We start from the raw sequence: 15145 nt of genomic DNA on the forward strand, positions 1-15145 counted from the left end.
GGCGCGGCCGGGTGGCTCAGTCGAGCCGGGAGACCTGGTAGTGGGCCAGGCGCCAGGTGCCGTCCTCCGCGCGCTGGGCCAGCACGCTGAGCCAGATGCCCAGGGTGGGGCGGTCGGTGAAGGCGAAGTCGACGCTCAGGTAGCCGAGTACGAGGTCCTCGGTGAGCTGCCTGGTCTCCAGGATCCGGTAGGCGGCCGTCATGCCGAGGGGCTGGGAGGCGTAGTACTCGGCGACGCCCTGTGGACCGACGCTGTAGGGGTGCAGGCCCTGGAAGACCGCGTCCGGGGTGAAGAGGGCGGCGACCTGGTGCGGTTCGTGCGCGTCGACGGCTGCCTTCCAGCGGTCGAGCACGCCGCGCAGGACCGCCTCGGCGGCCGGAGTGGTGGTCATCGGGGGCTCCCGTAGGAGGCGGCCGGGTCGCTCGGGTGCGGGGAGAGCGGCGTCACGGTGTCCTGGCGCCACACCCGCAGCGGCATCGAGGCGAGCAGCTCCTCCAGCCGCTCCTCGTCCGGCGCGCTGAACAGGCCCCAGGTGCGCCACTCGCCGGGGGCGAGCGGTGGCCGCCACAGCCGCAACAGGCTGCCCTGGGCGGCGAGTTCTTCTGACCGGGCGGACTCCTCGGCCCGGATCCGGGTCACCGTCTCCTCGGACGTCCCCGCGGGGACGGTGGTGACCATGTCGACCAGGAACTCCATGGGCGGCCCTCTCCTCGGTACGTCGGCACGTCGGTGCACGTCGGAACGTCGGCACGTCGGCACGTCAGAGAGCGCGTCCGGCCGGCACCGGACCACGGTAGGCCCTGGCCGGCGGTTCGTGTCGGATCAGCGCGCGGGGCCGGGCGCCGGGCTCACTGCCCGGGCGGCTCTTCGACGCCGAGGAGCCGGCGCAGCAGTGCCTCGTCGTCCGGTGACAGGTCGTCGACGAAGCGGCTGAGCACGGCCTTGCGGTCGGGGTCGGACTCCATGGCCCGGCGCATCCGGCGGGCGGTGAGGCCGTGGGTGTCGGTGACGGGGGCGTAGGCGTAGGCGCGGCCCTGCTTGGTGCGGGTGAGCAGCCCCTTGTCGCGCATCCTGGTCAGCACGGTGACCACGGTGGAGTACGCCAGGGCGCTGCCGAGGCGGGTCAGGACCTCGCCCGCGGTGAGCGGCGCACCGGCCGACTGGAGCTGGGCCAGGACCTCGGCCTCCAGGGCGCCCACCGGTCTTCGCTCGCCCGAAGCCCCCGCCGCTTGCCTGGAGTTCACCCGGTGGTCACCTTCTCGTATAGTGTCTACAGTCCTGTAGTACTTCTACGGCAGTGTAGAAGGAGGCTCGCTGCCGAGTCTGCCAGGCCAGCGGGCTCGGCGAATCCGACGGCGCGCCGCACCGACCCGGAGAGAGCCCCACCTTGACGACAGTCCACCCCGCGGCCCACCTCGCCTTCGACGGCTCCGGTATCGACGGCTCGCTGTTCACCTCCGTCACCGGCTTCGCGCGCGACACCAAGTGGCTCAACACCCCGCTCGACCTGTGGACCAACGCGGGCCTGGCAGTGTTCGCCGTCCTGATGCTGCTGGGCTGGTGGAACGCCCGCCGCCGGGACGACCGCACCATGACCCTCGCCCTGGCCGCGCCGATCGCGGTCGGCTTCGCCTTCGCGGTGGCCGAGGTGGCCAAGAAGCTGGTCGCCGAGGTGCGGCCGTGCTACTCGCTGCCGCACGCCTACTTCGTCGACTCCTGCCCGGTGCGCACCGACTACGCCTTCCCCAGCGGCCACAGCACCACCGCCTTCGCCACCGTCGCGGCCCTGTGGCTGCTCGACCGGCGGCTCGCGGCGATCGCCACCGGCTTCGCCTTCTTCGAGGGCTTCACCCGGGTCTACCTCGGCGACCACTACCCGCACGATGTCATCGGCGCGGCGCTGCTCGCCCTGCCGGTGGCCTTCCTGGCGAGCTGGTTCCTGGGGCGCGTCGCCGTTCCGCTGGTGGGGCGGCTGCGTGACGGGGCGCTGGCGCCGGTGCTGACCGCGGCCCGGCCCGCGCACGCGGCTCGCTGACGGCGGGCTCCGTCGTCGGCAGGCCTCGGCGACGGCGCGCGTTTGCCCGACGGGATACCGGAACCCCGCAGGGGTATCCTCGCGGCGAGCACCGATCGGGACCGCCGGGCAAATTGCACACAGCGGCGCTGACCCTGCGCGTCGGCTGACACGACGTGGTGGGCCCGTCGGTGCTGTCGCACCGGCGGGCCCCACGGTCGTGCGAGGCGGAGCGTAGAGCGGAGGAGAAGGCCATCGCGCCACCCGCGTTCGTCAAGCGCCTGCAGCGCGTGCAGCGCGCCGCTGGACGGGGGTGCACGCGGTTCTGCTGCCGCTTTTACATCCGGCGAAACGGGCATAAAGTGGCCAGACGAGGGCGCGCGCCGATGCCGGGCGCGACCGATGCGGCGGATGTGACGGAGGCGGCCGATGGCCGATCCGAAGGGCTTCCTGACCACCCCGCGCCAGACCTGGCCCCGTCGTTCGGCCGCCGAGCGGGTCGCCGACTGGAACGAGGTCAACGAGGTCTACGCGGGTCAGCGCCTGCTGCCGCTCGTCGGCCGCCAGGCCGGACGCTGCATGGACTGCGGCATCCCCTTCTGTCACGACGCCTGCCCGCTGGGCAACCTCATCCCGGACTGGAGCGACCTGGTCTACCGCGACAACTGGCAGGCCGCGGCGGAACGGCTGCTCGCGACCAACAACTTCCCGGAGTTCACCGGGCGCCTGTGTCCGGCGCCCTGCGAGAGCGCCTGCGTGCTGGCCATCGACTCCGAGCCGGTCACCATCAAGAGCATCGAGGCCGCCATCGCCGAGCAGGCCTGGCAGCTGGGTTGCGAGCGCCCGCTGGCCCCGCCCGGGCCCTCCGGCCGCAGCGTGGCGATCGTCGGCTCCGGGCCGGCCGGCCTCGCCTGCGCCCAGCAGCTGACCCGGGCCGGACACCGGGTGGCGGTGTACGAGCGGGCCGACCGGATCGGCGGACTGCTGCGCTACGGCATCCCCGGCTTCCGGCTGGAGAAGCGACTGCTGGACCGGCGGCTGAACCAAATGTGCCTGGAGGGAACCGAGTTCCACCCCGGCGTCACGGTCGGCGCCGACCTCTCGGCCGCCGAGCTGCGGGCCCGCCACGACGCTCTGGTGGTCGCGGTCGGTGCTACCTGCTGGCGCGAACTGGCGGTGCCTGGGCGCGAGTTGCGCGGCGTCCACCAGGCGATGGAGTACCTGCCGCTGGCCAACCGGGTGTTGGAGGGCGACTTCGCCGCCCCCGCGATCAGCGCCCGGGACAAGCGGGTCGTGATCGTCGGCGGCGGCGACACCGCCGCCGACTGCCTGGGCACCGCGCTGCGCCAGGGCGCCGCCGGGGTCACCCAGCTCGACATCAACCCGCGCCCGGGCGAGCGGCGCACCGCCGAGCAGCCCTGGCCCGTCCACCCCAAGACCTACCGGCTGACCGCCTCGCACGAGGAGGCCCAGGCCCTGACCTGCGGCTGCGACGGCTCCGACGGTCCTCGTGACAGCTCCCGCGACGGCTCCCGGCAGGCCTGGGACGCACCGGTGGCCGACGCGCCCGGAGCCTCGCCGGTGGCGGGGGCGGATGCGCGGATCTTCTCCGCCGCCACGCTGCGCCTGTCGGGCGACCCGCAGGGCCACGTCGCCGCACTGCACCTGGCCGAGGCCGAACCGGCCGACCGCCGGCCGCGCCCCGGCACCCACCAGGCGATCCCGGCCGACCTGGTGCTGATCGCGCTCGGCTTCTGCGGCCCGGAGCCGGACAGCCCGCTGCTCGGCGAACTGGCGCTGGACCTCACCCCCGAGGGGACCTTCGCCCGGGACCACGGGTTCGCCACCCAGGTGGACGGCGTCTTCGTGGCCGGTGACGCGGGGCGCGGACAGTCGCTGATCGTCTGGGCGATCGCCGAGGGCCGCGCGGCGGCAGCCGCCGTGGACCGCTACCTGACCGGTGCCACCGCCCTGCCGGCGCCGATCACGCCGGCGGACCGGCCGCTGGTGGTGTGAGGGCCGAAGTCCGTCACCCGCGCGCAGTGCGCCGGTGATGCTCTGGTGCAGCTCTAGTGCAGGAGTTCCTGCCAGTTGGCGGGGACCTTGCCGGCCGGGCCCGGGGTCGGCTGGGTGGCCGGGTGGGCGGTGGGGGAGGCGAGTGCCGGGCCCTCGTAGTACTCGTTGGTCTCCAGGTTCCAGAACCACTCCTCCCCGGGTTCGAAGCTGGCCAGGAACGGGTGGCCGGCCTGGCGCGCGTGCTTCGTCGCGTGCTGGGCGGGCGAGGAGTCGCAGCAGCCGATGTGGCCGCAGGCCGCGCACCGCCGCAGGTGGAACCACCAGCCGCCACCGGCCAGGCACTCCGCGCAGCCGTCGCCGCTGGGCACGGCGGTGGGGTCGATTCCCGGGATCGATGCGCCGGTCATGGCTGCCTCCTCGGCTCTGGCCTGTCCCCACCAGCCTGGCCCGGCCGTGGCGGTGCTGCCAGTCCGGCGGGCGGCCAGGGCCCCTCCCGCGGACTCTGCCGGGTGGGCGGCGGCCCGTGCGGACGACCGCGCGCCGGCTTCGTCCTAGGCTGGCTGAGGGGGACACCGGCACCGCTGTTCAGGGAGCTGCCATGGCCACCACGACCTGGTTCTTCGAGCCCAGCCACACCGGTGCGGAGTTCCGCGCCAGACACATGATGGTCACCTACGTACGCGGTCAGCTGAAGAACGTACGGGGTTTCCTGGAGGTCGACCCGGACGATCCGGAGCAGGCGCGGATCGAGGCGACGATCGACGCCACCCAGGTGTACACCGGCGCGCCCGAGCGGGACGCGCATCTGCGCAGCGCCGACTTCTTCGACGTCGAGCACTTCCCGACCTGGACCTTCGTCGGCTCGCGGGTCCACCAGGTGAGCGCGAGCGGGTTCGAGGTCACGGGCGAGCTCACCATCCGCGGGGTGACGCGTCCGGTCACCTTCGACGTGGCCTACCTGGGGCAGTGGGACACCCCGTGGTGGGAGGGCGGGCGCGACCTCGGCCCCCGGCGGCGCGCCGGATTCGCGGCCACCACCCGGATCAACCGCCAGGACTTCGGCGTGAGTTGGAACGACGTGGTGGACCGGGGCGGGGTGGTGGTGAGCAACCTGGTCGACGTCGAGGTCGATGTCGAGGCGGTCCTGGAGACCGTCCCCGACCCGGTCCCCGACCCGGTCCCCGACACCGGTGGCACGTCCGACTGACGGAGCCACCGGGCGCCCTATCGCTCCGGTCGCTCCTGGCGCTGCACGGCCTCGGCGGTGACGGGCGTGAAGAAGTTGATCAGGTTCCCGTCGGGGTCCCGGAAGAGCAGCGAACGGTTGCCCCAGGGCATCGTGGTCGGCTGCTGGACGAACGCGCAGTCCAGGCGCACCAGGCGTTCGTACTGCGCGTCGACGTCGGCGACGCGGAACTCGGTGATCACCGTGCGGTTGGCGGCGGGCTCGGCGGAGCCGGCGCCGAACAGGGCCACCGTGCGGTTGCTCGCGATCGCCAGGGTGCAGACCGGCGTGACGAGCTCCGCGAAGTCGGGGGTCGACCAGCGCGCCGGGACGGCGGTGACCTGTTCGTAGAACCCGACCAGGCGGGCGACGTCGTGGGTGATGATGCGGATCGAGACGAAGTTCATGACGGGCTTCCTGTCGCGGGACGCACGCCGGATGTCGGCGCCTTCCCCACGCTAGGAGCAATACCGGACAGGATCCGCCCGGTATCTGCGGCAGACTTTCCCGGGTGACCACCTCGACCGCCCGGGTGCTCGCCCTGCTGGAGATCCTGCAGGGCGGCGGCCTGCGCACCGTCCCCGACCTGGCCACGCGCCTGGGCGTGGACGAACGCACCGTGCGCCGCTACGTCGGCCACCTGCTGGACCTCGGCGTGCCCGTCGACTCGGTGCGCGGTCGGCACGGGGGCTACCGGCTCGCCGCCGGCTACCGGATGCCCCCGCTGATGCTCACCGACGAGGAGGCGCTGGCCGTGCTGCTCGGGCTGCTGGCCGGCGGCCGGGGGTCGTCGGTCGGGTCTGCCGCGGCGGGCGAGAGCGCCGCGGCGAAGCTGCGCCGGGTCCTGCCCAAGCCCCTGGCGCGGCGGCTGGACGCGCTGCTGGAGACGGTCGACTTCACGGCGCGGCCGGACACCCGCACCGCTCCCGAGGCGCGGGTGCTGCTCGAACTGGCCGAGGCGGCACGCGATCAGCGGCCGGTGGCGATCGGCTACACCGATCGGCAGGGGCGGGCCGGTGACCGCACGGTCCGGCCGTACGGCTTGGTCGCGCACGCCGGACGGTGGTACCTGACCGGCGCCGACTCGGTGAGCGGCGAGGTGCGCACCTTCCGGCTGGACCGGATCACCGCTCTGGCCGTGCAGCCGGGTGCGTTCGTCGTCCCGGCCGGGTTCGACCCGGTGGCCACCGTGCTGGAGGGCCTCGCACGGACACCCTGGACCCACGAGGTGTCTCTGCGGGTCCGCGCCGACCTCGCCCACCTGCGCACCCGGCTGCCGGCCGGCCTCGCCACCGTGACGCCGCTCGCTGATGGCGGCGGTGACGGGGACGGTGGCAGTGGCAGTGGCAGTGACGGGGACACCGGTTGGGTCCGGGTCCGGCTGCGGGCCGAGCGGCTGGACTGGATCCCACCGCTGCTCGCCGCCCTGGACCGCCCGTTCGTCGTCGAACACCCCGCCGCCCTGCGCGATCTGGTCCGCGCCCTGGCCCGCCGCCTCGACGAGTACGCGGCCGACGGCGGGCCGTGAGGCGGGGGGCAGTAGGGCGGGGGCCGTGAAACGGCAGCGGCCAGCGGCTAGCGGCTCGGGTCCAGCAGGAGCTTGCCGAAGGTGCGGCGGGCCCGCAGGTCGGTGTGGGCGCGGGCTGCCTCGGTCAGCGGGTAGACGCCGCCGACCTGCGGCTTGAGGCGGCCGTCGGCGGTCATCGCGAACAGCTCGGCCATCGGCTCGCGGAACATGCCGGGGCGCCCGACACAGTGCATCAGCCAGAAGCCGACCACCGCCCGGGAGCGGCCCATCAGCGCCGCCGCCGTCACCGGGGTGGGCGCCACCCGCGAGGCCATGCCGTAGCTGACCAGTCGGCCGAACGGGGCGAGCGCGGCGAGCGAGGCGTCGAAGACCGGGCCGCCGGTCATTTCGAGGACGATGTCGACCTTGGCGCCGCCGTTCGCCTCGATCAGCGCCTCCTTGAGGCCCGCTCCGTCGGAGGGGGCCTCGATCGCCACGTCGGCGCCCAACTCCAGCGCCAGCTCCCGCTTCTCCTTGGACGAGGCGGTGGCGATCACCCGCCCCGCACCGAACTCCTTGGCGAGCTGGACGGCCAGCGACCCGGTGCCGCCGGCGGCGGCGTGCACCACCACCGACTCGCCCGGCGCGATCCGGGCACTGGTCCGCAGCAGGTGCCAGGCGGTGAGTCCCTGCACCACCAGCGCCAGCGCCTGCCCGTCGGTGACCTCCTCGGGCACGTCGTGCGCCATCGCCTTCGCCACCAGCGCCCGCTGCGCGTACCCGCCGCCGTCGGCGAGCGCGACCACCCGCCGCCCCTCGGCGGTGCGCCCCACCACCTCGGCGCCGGGCACCATCGGCAGCGTGCTCCGGGACAGGTAGGAGTCCTCGACGGCGTGCGTGTCCGCGTAGTTCACCCCGGCCGCCGAGACGTCGAGCAGCAGGTGCCCCGGCTGTGCCCCGGGATCCGGCAGGTCGACGACCTGCAGGACCTCCGGGCCGCCGAACTCGGTGATCTGGATCGCGCGCACTCGCACTCCTTACTCGCGGGTAGCTCCTCGCCGCTCAGCCAACACCGCCGCGGGCCGCTTGTCCAGAGCTAAGCAAGCGCTTATTCACCATGCTCCTCCCGGGCCGGGATCCGCTCCAGCACGCCGCCCGCGAAGACGTCGTACAGCGGCAGCGACTCCAGGTGCACATAGCCGATGTGGCAGTCGCAGACCGCCAGCGGGCAGGGGCGGGGCCGCAGCGCGGTGCGGTAGGAGCCGTCGTAGAGGTTGCCCAGCTCCTCGCGGACGAAGTGGCAGCGCCGCACCGTGCCGTCACCGTCCACCGAGACCACCGAGGCGCCGGTGCGGCAGGGCAGGCCGGCGCTGGCGTGCGGCTCGCGGCTGTAGCCGAACAGCGGGTCCAGCTCCGTCCACTGCCCGGCCTCGGCGTCGGTGTAGGTGCGGCCCTCGGCGGCGTTGATCCACAGGTAGACCCCGCCCGGCAGCTCGGTGCGCAACCGCCGGGCCGCCGCGAGGTGTTCGGGCTCGCCGACCACGCCCACGCTGTACCGCACGCCGCGCGCGGTCAGCTCCCGGCACTTGGTCAGGAAGCGGTCGTGGTCGACCTGCCCCGGGTGGTAGGTGGTCCACAGTGCCAGGGTGTCCAGGTCGGCCTCGGCCAGCCAGTCGGTGCGGCAGCTCAGGTTGGTCTGGATGGCCACCCGCCGGATGTGCGGCAGCCGGCTCAGCCGGGCGAGCGTGTCGCGGTACCAGGAGCGCACCAGGCCCTCGCCCCAGGGGGTGAAGAGCAGGGCGAGGGTGTCGCCCTGCTGCCCGGCCGCGGCTGCCCAGCCGGCGAAGCGCGCCAGGGCCGCCCGGTCGGCGCGCAGCTGCTCGGGGGTGTCGCGCCGCTTGGCGAACGGGCAGTACGGGCAGTCGTAGTCGCAGGAGGCGAGCGGGCCGCGGTAGAGGATGGTCAGGTCCAGGGGCTCGACGGCCCCGGGGCGCCGGGGCAGGCCGAGGTCAATCGGCTGACGGCCCATCACTTCGCCTGGTACGAGGCCATGTCGGCGCGCACCTCGGCCGAGAAGAGCGCGGGGCCGATCGCGTCGGAGTGTGCCAGGCCCTCGGGGGTCAGCCGCAACCACCCCGGCACGTCGGCAAGGTGTCCGTGTCCGTCCAGGGCGGCCAGCTCGGCGGCGAAATCCTCGGCCGGAGTGCTGCCGAACCGGCGCCGGTAGTCGGCGATCTCCATGCCCTGGGCCTGCAGCAGCGACCGGATCAGATGGCGGCGCCGGGACTCGGCGAGGGTCATGGGCCGGCCTACCTCGGCGTGCGCGAAGTCGGTGGTCGACACGAAGTCGTCGATGATGCCGCGGACTTCGCTCGCCCCCACCGCGTAGTCGAAGGAGTAGTGCAGCTTCGAGGTGTAGGAGCGGGCGCCGCAGCCCAGGCCCACCATGCCGTCGGTCTGGCAGCTGTACTCGCTGCTGCCCGCGTCGGGCGAGTCCAGTCGGCGGAACATCCGCATCGAGACCTGCTGGTAGCCGTAGGCGAGCAGATGGTCGCGGCCGGCCCGGTAGAGCGCGAGCCGCTGGGCGTCCCAGCCGGCCGAGGTGGCGGCCTCGGCGGCGCGCCGTCCCAGGCCGGTCAGCGGGCGCACGTAGAGGGGGTAGAGGTAGAGCTCCTCCGGCTGCCAGGCCAGCGCGGCATCCAGCGAGCGCAGCCAACTGGCCGTCGTCTGACCGTCGATGCCGTAGATCAGGTCGATGTTCAGCACCGGGAAGCCCGCCGCGCGGATCCGCTCCAGTGCCGCCTCCACGGCGGCCCGCTTCTGCGGGCGGACGGCGGACTTCGCCTCCTCGTCCAGGAACGACTGCACGCCCAGGCTGAGCCGGGTGGTGCCGCGCGCGGCCAGCACGTCGAGGCGGTCGGCGGTCGCGGTGTCCGGCGAGGCCTCGACCGAGAGCGGCACCGCGCGCAGGTCCACGCCCATCCGCCGCTCGGTGAGGTCGAAGAGGCGCTCTAGCTCGGCAGCGGTGAGATAGGTGGGCGTGCCGCCGCCGAAGGCGGCCAGTGCGAAGTTCGCGTCGGCGTCCAGTGCTTCGCGCACGGTGGCGGCCTGCCGGTCCAGCGCGTCCAGGTAGGCGGTGGTCAGGCCGTCCGGGCTGCCGATCCGGGTGAACAGGTTGCAGAAGCCGCAGCGCACCTCGCAGAACGGGATGTGCAGGTAGAGCGAGAGCGCGTGCTGCGGTTCGCCGGCCCAGAGCTCGCGCAGCGCCGGGCGCGGGTCCAGCTTCCGGTAGGCGGTCTTGTGCGGGTAGGCGTAGACGTAGGACTGGTAGGGGGAATCGGCTGACGGAACGTCAGGAGTACTTGGCGGGAGGAGGGTGAGCGGTGTGGTCATCGGGCTGTGGCCTCCTGGGCGGCGGGGAGGGTGAAGTGCGCGTAGGGGACGGTCCAGACCACCTCGTGGCCGATCCGGTGGCCGGTGTAGCCGTCCTCGCCGTAGGCGGTGCCGTGGTCGGAGCAGACGATCGCGAAGCACGGCCGCTGCCGGCTCATCGCCGCGAACAGCCGCCCGATGTGCCGGTCGACGTACTCCAGCGCAGCCGCGTGGCTGGCCCGGCTGTCGCCGTGCTCGCGGGTGGCGCCGGGCAGGTGGAACCAGTTGGGCTGGTGCAGGGCCGAGACGTTGAGGAAGAGGAAGAGCGGCTGCCCGGAGGGCTGTTCGGCGCAGACCCGCTCGGCGCAGGCGACCTGGGCCTCGAAGGAGGTGGCCGACGGAACGCCGAACTCCGGCTCCCAGTAGGCCTCCTGGAACAGGTTCGGCAGCACCGAGCCGAGCGGCCCCTGCCGGTTGAAGAAGCCGACCCCGCCGATGCAGACCGTGCGGTAGCCGGCCCCGGCCAGTGCGGCGGGCAGGTCGGGCGCGTCGAAGACCCAGGTGCGCGACTCGGTGGTCTCCGAGCCGGCGAACCGGGCGGCGAACAGGCGCGGATGCGGGCCGTCGGGCGACGCCGGGGTGGGCAGGAAGCCGGCCAGGATGGCCTGGTGGGACGCGTAGGTGAAGCTGCCGGGGGAGTGTCGCTGTTCCCACCGGCCACCGGGCAGCACGGCGGCGAGATTGGGGATCCGGCCCGCGGCGGCCAACTCCTGCGCCACGTCGAAGCGCAGGGTGTCCAGGGTGACCAGGAGCAGGTCATGACCGGGCAGGACGGCGTTCATGTCGGGTATCTGATGGTGCATGGGGAGCTCCGGGGCCGGGACGTTCGATGGAAGGGGAGGACGGGCAGGGGAGTCAGCGGGCGAGCAGCGCGGCGACCTGGGCGCCGTAGGTGTCGAGCCCCACGGCGGGCCCCTCGGTCAGGCCGGTCAGCCGCGGCAGCAGGTCGCCGAAGGCGTTGACCTCGCCGACGAAGTGGCGCTGCCAGCCGGTGGCGGGCAGCAGGTCGACACCGACCATGGGGGCGTGCGGGAAGCAGGCGGCGGCGCGCTCGCAGACCGCTAGCAGCTCCGGCCAGCGGCGGCCGGCCGCCGCGCGGGCCTCCGGCAGGTCGCCGCGGGCGCCGCCTAGGTGGAGGTTGGTCATCGGGCTGCCGCTGGTGCGGACCACGGCGTGGGTGGCCCGCCCGGCGACCACCACCACCCGCAGGTCCGCCGCCCGGCCCCGCTGGGTCGCCTTGGGGATCCACCGCTCGACCTGCAGCCCGTCGGGGACCAGCAGGTCGACGACGGCGGCGATCTCCCGCTCGGCGGTGTAGCGGCGCACCCGCAGCGAGTTGTGCAGCTCGCCGTCGGCGAGCTGCGCCGAGGTGGTGGCCTGCAACCGCCCGCGCGGGCCGAACTCCAGGGCGAGCACCCCGGAGGCCGAGGAGGCGTGCGCGGGTTTGACGAACACCCGGCGCAGCCCGGCCGCCGCCAGCCGCTCCTTGAGGTCCGCCCAACCCTGCAGGGGCCCCGCCGACTGGTCCAGCGCGGCGGGGACCGGCACCCCGTGCGCTTCCAGCAGCCGGTGCGTGCGGCGCTTGTCGAACATCGTGGCGATCTCCTCCGGATCGCCCAGCAGGGCGGCGCCGGGCGTCCGTTGGACGGCCAGTGCCACCTGCTCCAGTGCGGCGGTGAACCCCCGGTACCAGGCCGCGGTGCCCTCCACCCGGGTGGCGGCGAAGCCGGGGCCGAGCGCCGGGCCGCGCAGCAGCCGGTCGACGGCCTCGTCCTCGCCGGGCGAGTCGATGCGCAGCAGCGTGCCCGGGGTGAGCCGGAACTCGCCGCGCAGCACGTCCGCCCAGGGCAGCACGGCGGGCTCGGGCAGGCCGGCGGCCAGGGCGGCGGTGCGGAACAGCTCGACGCGCCGGTGGCCGGGGACGCCCAGGACGGTCAGGTGCGGGGGTGCCATGGTCGCTTCCGTTACTCGGCGTTGGCGGTGTAGCGCCAGGTCTCGCCGTTGTACTCGTCCGGCGTCTCCTGCTCGGAGAGGTCGACGGCCACCCCGGCCGGCTCCAGTTCGGTGCGCAGCCGCTCGACCATCGCCTCCGTCAGGAAGTGGTGGTGCAGGTCGAGGGTGCTCAGGTGGGTGAGCGGCTGGCCTTCGAGCAGGGCGGTGGCACCTTCGTCGGTGAGCGTGCCCATCGCCAGGCTCAGCCCGTCGAGTTGGGCGACCACCGGTGCGCCGGCCACGGCGGCGGCGATCTCGTCCTGCAACTCGCTGTTCTCCAGGCCGAGATGGCGCAGCGCGGGCAGCCCGGCGCCGGCCAGCAGCGGTGCGAGGTCGGCGATGGTCGCGTCGCCGCCGTACTCTTCGACGCCGAGCCAGAGTTCGAGCCGCTCCAGGGCGGGGAACTCGCAGGCGGTCACGGAGCGGACCACCGAGCCGGGCAGGCCGCCGGCCTCGAAGCGCAGCGCGCGCAGTCGTTCGTGCCGCAGTGGGCGCAGCGACAGCGGCGGGTCCGAGGGGCCGTAGCCGGCCGAGGCGCCGCGCACCACCAGCTCCTCCAGCTGCGCGAAGGACTCCAGCACGGGCGTGATGTCGGTCATCTGCAGCCAGGACAGCTCGCACTCCTCGCCGACCACGTCGCCGATGAACAGCGCCTGGAGCGCGGGCAGTTGACCGGCGGCGGCCACGATGGCGGCGAGCGGGCGGGTGAGCGGGTCGTAGTCGTCGCCCCACCAGTTGCCGATCACGACGGCCCGCACCCCGGTGGTGTCGACGCTGTCCAGGAAGGCCTGCCAGGCCTCCTCGAAGGACAGCTCGGAGTCGTAGTCGAGCCCGATCTTCCAGGCCGCGTCCGCGGCGGCGGGCAGCTCGGCCGCCTCGGACTCCTCGGACAGGGTCGCGGTGTGGTCGAAGACGGGCAGGCCGTGGAAGGCGGTGAGGTGGCCGCTGATCGTGGACAAGGCACTTCTCCTGTCGGGTGGTTGAGGTACCAGGGCGACGGTGGGGTGCCGGACAGGGCCCTGCGCGTCCGTCGTCGTGATCGAGGGCATTCCTATCAGCAGCCCAGGACAGCCCGGTTGTCGGACCCCCGCCGTAGCGTCGGTGCGGTCGGTGCGACGGCGGGCGAGTGGCGTCCGTACGGCCGGCCGGGGAGGCGTGACATGTACCGACAGGGCGATGTGCTGCTCGTTCCGGTGGCCCCGGGCGCGGCACCGGCCGAGGCCGGGCGGGCGGAGCAGGTGGAGCGGGTGAGCCGGGCGGGGCTGACGAAGCAGCAGCGGGACGCGCGCGGCCGGCTGGTGCTCGCGCTCGGCGAGGTGACCGGCCACGCGCACGCGGTGGTCGGCCCGGGCGAGCTGCTGCGCGAGCCGGGGGCGTTCGGGGCCGCGTGGCTGCACCTGCCCGAGGGCGGCCGGGTGGTGCACGAGGAGCACGCGGCGATCGCCCTGCCCAGGGGCTGGTACCGGGTGGTGCGCCAGCGCGAGTACGCGCCGGGGGCCGTCCGCGTGGTGGCGGACTGACGCCGCGGCAGCCCGACCGGAGCGGCCGGCGACCAGTGACCGGCCGGACGCCGATCCGGCGGCCGACACGGCGACCGGCCGGAGACCGGTCCGGCGAATGCCCAGATACCGATCCGGTGACCGGCCGGAGACCGACCAGGGAGAAGAGCGATGACGACGGTTCAGCAGGGCACCGCCGAGACCGATCCGGCCGTGCTGACGGCCGGCTGGCGCGAGGTGGCCGCCCTTACCGGGCCGGCCGACCGGGCGGCGGCCGAGCAGGGGGTGCTGGCCGCCTACCGGGCGGCGGGCCTGGCCGCCCCGCGGGCCCTGCTGTGGTTCGACTCTCCGCTCCAGGCCACCACGGCCGCCCTGCTGCTCACCGGCGGCAGCGCGGCGGTGCGGGCCCGGCTGGGCGAGGAGCGGGCCGGGGTGCTCTTCGCCCCGGTCGCGGCGCGGCTCGCGGCGGCCGGCGTGCGTCCCGAGCCGGGCGGCGCGGGGGAGAGCGTGCGGGAGGCGGTGCGCACCCGGCCGTGGGAGCGCGGCCGGGCCCGGACGCACGAGCGGCTCGGCGGTCCGGGCTGGGCCTCGCTCTGGTCGCTGACCGGTGCTGAACTCTGGCCGCAGACGCAGGCGTTGACCGCACGGATCAAGGGCGCGGTGGCCGACCTGCTGGACGGATCCAGCGCGCAGGAGGCCGAGGACGAGGCGCTGCGCGCGGCGGGGGAGCACGACGCCGCCGAGCTGCTGCGCGAGCGGGTCCCGGCGGCCGTGGCGGCCGTCCGGCTCGCGCTGCTCGACGCGGTCCTCGGCCAGCACGACGCGGCCTGGCTGGCCGCCCAGGAGGCGGCCGGCCAGCTCGACGGCGAGCGTGACGGCGCCCTGTCCGCGCTGGCCGGGGTGGCCCGGGCCGCCGGCTGGTGGTGGCCCTACGCCCAGGTGGTGCTGCTCACCGAGCGCCCCACCGAGCTGCACCGCGACGAGGCCGGGCGGCTGGACCGCGTGGACGGCCCCGCGCTCGCCTATCCGGACGGCTTCGCCCTGCACGTCTGGCGGGGCATGCCGGTGCCCGCCGACTTCCTGGCCGGGCTCGGCGGGCTGACCCTCGCCCGGATCCAGGCCGAGGAGAACGCCGAGCTGCGCCGCGTGATGCTGGAGCACTACGGCTATGACCGCTACCTGGCCGAGACCGGCGCCGAGCCGCTGCACCGGGACGGGACCGGGGTGCTCTGGCGGATCCAACTGCCGGGCGACGAACCGGTGGTGATGGTGGAAGTGGTCAATTCGACGCCCGAGCCCGATGGCAGCAGCCGGACCTACTGGCTGCGGGTGCCGCCGCGCATCCGCACGGCGCGTGCCGGGGTGGCCTGGACCTTCGGGGTGACGGAGGAGGAGTACCGGCCGCTGCGCGAGACGTGACGCCCGGGGCTCCCCGGTACACCCGCCCGCGCCCCCCAATG

Annotated in this window: 17 protein-coding genes; 6 read left to right on the top strand and 11 right to left on the bottom strand. The window is 74.3% G+C overall.

Annotated features, from left to right (window positions below; genetic code table 11):
* Positions 1-16: 16 nt before the first annotated feature.
* The 3 genes from OG294_RS35715 to OG294_RS35725 form a co-directional block, all read right to left on the bottom strand.
* On the bottom strand, positions 17-391 hold the full coding sequence (locus OG294_RS35715; protein WP_327070712.1) for a YybH family protein: 375 nt from the start codon (positions 389-391) through the stop codon (positions 17-19).
* Complete coding sequence (locus OG294_RS35720) at positions 388-696, bottom strand: muconolactone Delta-isomerase family protein (protein ID WP_327070713.1); 309 nt, start codon at positions 694-696, stop codon at positions 388-390. The genes OG294_RS35715 and OG294_RS35720 overlap by 4 nt, the downstream gene beginning before the upstream one ends.
* Before the next feature lie 152 nt (positions 697-848).
* A complete protein-coding gene (locus OG294_RS35725) occupies positions 849-1244 on the bottom strand; it encodes a BlaI/MecI/CopY family transcriptional regulator (RefSeq protein WP_327070714.1) in 396 nt (131 codons plus the stop codon).
* A 143-nt stretch (positions 1245-1387) separates the two neighbouring features.
* On the opposite strand from OG294_RS35725, the gene OG294_RS35730 reads away from it, so the two are divergent.
* Together OG294_RS35730 and OG294_RS35735 are read left to right on the top strand one after the other, a co-directional pair.
* Positions 1388-2035, top strand: a complete 648-nt coding sequence (locus OG294_RS35730) for a phosphatase PAP2 family protein (RefSeq protein WP_327070715.1) — start codon at positions 1388-1390, stop codon at positions 2033-2035.
* 408 nt (positions 2036-2443) lie between these two features.
* Positions 2444-4030 carry a glutamate synthase subunit beta gene (locus OG294_RS35735; protein WP_327070716.1) on the top strand — a complete coding sequence of 529 codons (1587 nt, stop codon included), beginning with the start codon at positions 2444-2446 and terminating at the stop codon, positions 4028-4030.
* Positions 4031-4083: 53 nt separating this feature from the next.
* Here OG294_RS35735 and OG294_RS35740 read toward each other — a convergent pair whose 3' ends face one another.
* On the bottom strand, positions 4084-4437 hold the full coding sequence (locus OG294_RS35740) for a UBP-type zinc finger domain-containing protein (protein ID WP_327070717.1): 354 nt from the start codon (positions 4435-4437) through the stop codon (positions 4084-4086).
* Positions 4438-4628: 191 nt separating this feature from the next.
* Between OG294_RS35740 and OG294_RS35745 the strand changes: the two genes are divergently transcribed.
* Complete coding sequence (locus OG294_RS35745; RefSeq protein ID WP_327070718.1) at positions 4629-5237, top strand: YceI family protein; 609 nt, start codon at positions 4629-4631, stop codon at positions 5235-5237.
* Between the two features lie 17 nt (positions 5238-5254).
* Here OG294_RS35745 and OG294_RS35750 read toward each other — a convergent pair whose 3' ends face one another.
* Positions 5255-5662: a VOC family protein gene (locus OG294_RS35750; RefSeq protein ID WP_327070719.1), complete on the bottom strand. Its 408-nt coding sequence runs from the start codon at positions 5660-5662 to the stop codon at positions 5255-5257.
* A gap of 104 nt (positions 5663-5766) precedes the next feature.
* On the opposite strand from OG294_RS35750, the gene OG294_RS35755 reads away from it, so the two are divergent.
* Positions 5767-6783, top strand: coding sequence for a helix-turn-helix transcriptional regulator (locus OG294_RS35755; protein ID WP_327070720.1), 1017 nt, complete (start codon positions 5767-5769; stop codon positions 6781-6783).
* Positions 6784-6830: 47 nt separating this feature from the next.
* Here OG294_RS35755 and OG294_RS35760 read toward each other — a convergent pair whose 3' ends face one another.
* From OG294_RS35760 to OG294_RS35785, 6 genes are all read right to left on the bottom strand, one after another.
* Complete coding sequence (locus OG294_RS35760) at positions 6831-7790, bottom strand: quinone oxidoreductase family protein (RefSeq protein ID WP_327070721.1); 960 nt, start codon at positions 7788-7790, stop codon at positions 6831-6833.
* 80 nt (positions 7791-7870) lie between these two features.
* Positions 7871-8734, bottom strand: coding sequence for an STM4011 family radical SAM protein (locus OG294_RS35765; RefSeq protein ID WP_327071791.1), 864 nt, complete (start codon positions 8732-8734; stop codon positions 7871-7873).
* 56 nt (positions 8735-8790) lie between these two features.
* A complete protein-coding gene (locus OG294_RS35770) occupies positions 8791-10155 on the bottom strand; it encodes an STM4012 family radical SAM protein (RefSeq protein ID WP_327070722.1) in 1365 nt (454 codons plus the stop codon).
* Entirely contained in the window at positions 10152-10997 is an 846-nt protein-coding gene (locus OG294_RS35775; protein WP_442789282.1) for an STM4013/SEN3800 family hydrolase, read from the bottom strand. Before OG294_RS35775 ends, OG294_RS35770 begins: the two co-directional genes overlap by 4 nt.
* Before the next feature lie 52 nt (positions 10998-11049).
* Entirely contained in the window at positions 11050-12147 is a 1098-nt protein-coding gene (locus tag OG294_RS35780; protein ID WP_327070723.1) for an STM4014 family protein, read from the bottom strand.
* A gap of 11 nt (positions 12148-12158) precedes the next feature.
* Entirely contained in the window at positions 12159-13145 is a 987-nt protein-coding gene (locus OG294_RS35785; RefSeq protein ID WP_327070724.1) for an STM4015 family protein, read from the bottom strand.
* 201 nt (positions 13146-13346) lie between these two features.
* On the opposite strand from OG294_RS35785, the gene OG294_RS35790 reads away from it, so the two are divergent.
* Together OG294_RS35790 and OG294_RS35795 are read left to right on the top strand one after the other, a co-directional pair.
* Complete coding sequence (locus OG294_RS35790; RefSeq protein ID WP_327070725.1) at positions 13347-13706, top strand: hypothetical protein; 360 nt, start codon at positions 13347-13349, stop codon at positions 13704-13706.
* Positions 13707-13856: 150 nt separating this feature from the next.
* Positions 13857-15104 (top strand): DUF6745 domain-containing protein, encoded by a 1248-nt coding sequence (locus OG294_RS35795; protein ID WP_327070726.1) that lies wholly within the window; start codon positions 13857-13859, stop codon positions 15102-15104.
* Positions 15105-15145: the final 41 nt, after the last annotated feature.

It is taken from the genome of Kitasatospora sp. NBC_01302, assembly GCF_035976515.1.
In the GTDB taxonomy this organism is placed as follows: domain Bacteria; phylum Actinomycetota; class Actinomycetes; order Streptomycetales; family Streptomycetaceae; genus Kitasatospora.

Excerpts from the sequence above, each read along its gene's own strand:
- OG294_RS35720 (WP_327070713.1), bottom strand. The coding sequence starts at position 696 with ATGGAGTTCCTGGTCGACATGGTCACCACCGTCCCCGCGGGGACGTCC.
- OG294_RS35735 (WP_327070716.1), top strand. The coding sequence starts at position 2,444 with ATGGCCGATCCGAAGGGCTTCCTGACCACCCCGCGCCAGACCTGGCCC.
- OG294_RS35740 (WP_327070717.1), bottom strand. The coding sequence starts at position 4,437 with ATGACCGGCGCATCGATCCCGGGAATCGACCCCACCGCCGTGCCCAGC.
- OG294_RS35780 (WP_327070723.1), bottom strand. The coding sequence starts at position 12,147 with ATGGCACCCCCGCACCTGACCGTCCTGGGCGTCCCCGGCCACCGGCGC.
- OG294_RS35750 (WP_327070719.1), bottom strand. The coding sequence starts at position 5,662 with ATGAACTTCGTCTCGATCCGCATCATCACCCACGACGTCGCCCGCCTG.
- OG294_RS35775 (WP_442789282.1), bottom strand. The coding sequence starts at position 10,997 with ATGCACCATCAGATACCCGACATGAACGCCGTCCTGCCCGGTCATGAC.
- OG294_RS35745 (WP_327070718.1), top strand. The coding sequence starts at position 4,629 with ATGGCCACCACGACCTGGTTCTTCGAGCCCAGCCACACCGGTGCGGAG.
- OG294_RS35770 (WP_327070722.1), bottom strand. The coding sequence starts at position 10,155 with ATGACCACACCGCTCACCCTCCTCCCGCCAAGTACTCCTGACGTTCCG.
- OG294_RS35795 (WP_327070726.1), top strand. The coding sequence starts at position 13,857 with ATGACGACGGTTCAGCAGGGCACCGCCGAGACCGATCCGGCCGTGCTG.
- OG294_RS35715 (WP_327070712.1), bottom strand. The coding sequence starts at position 391 with ATGACCACCACTCCGGCCGCCGAGGCGGTCCTGCGCGGCGTGCTCGAC.
- OG294_RS35790 (WP_327070725.1), top strand. The coding sequence starts at position 13,347 with ATGTACCGACAGGGCGATGTGCTGCTCGTTCCGGTGGCCCCGGGCGCG.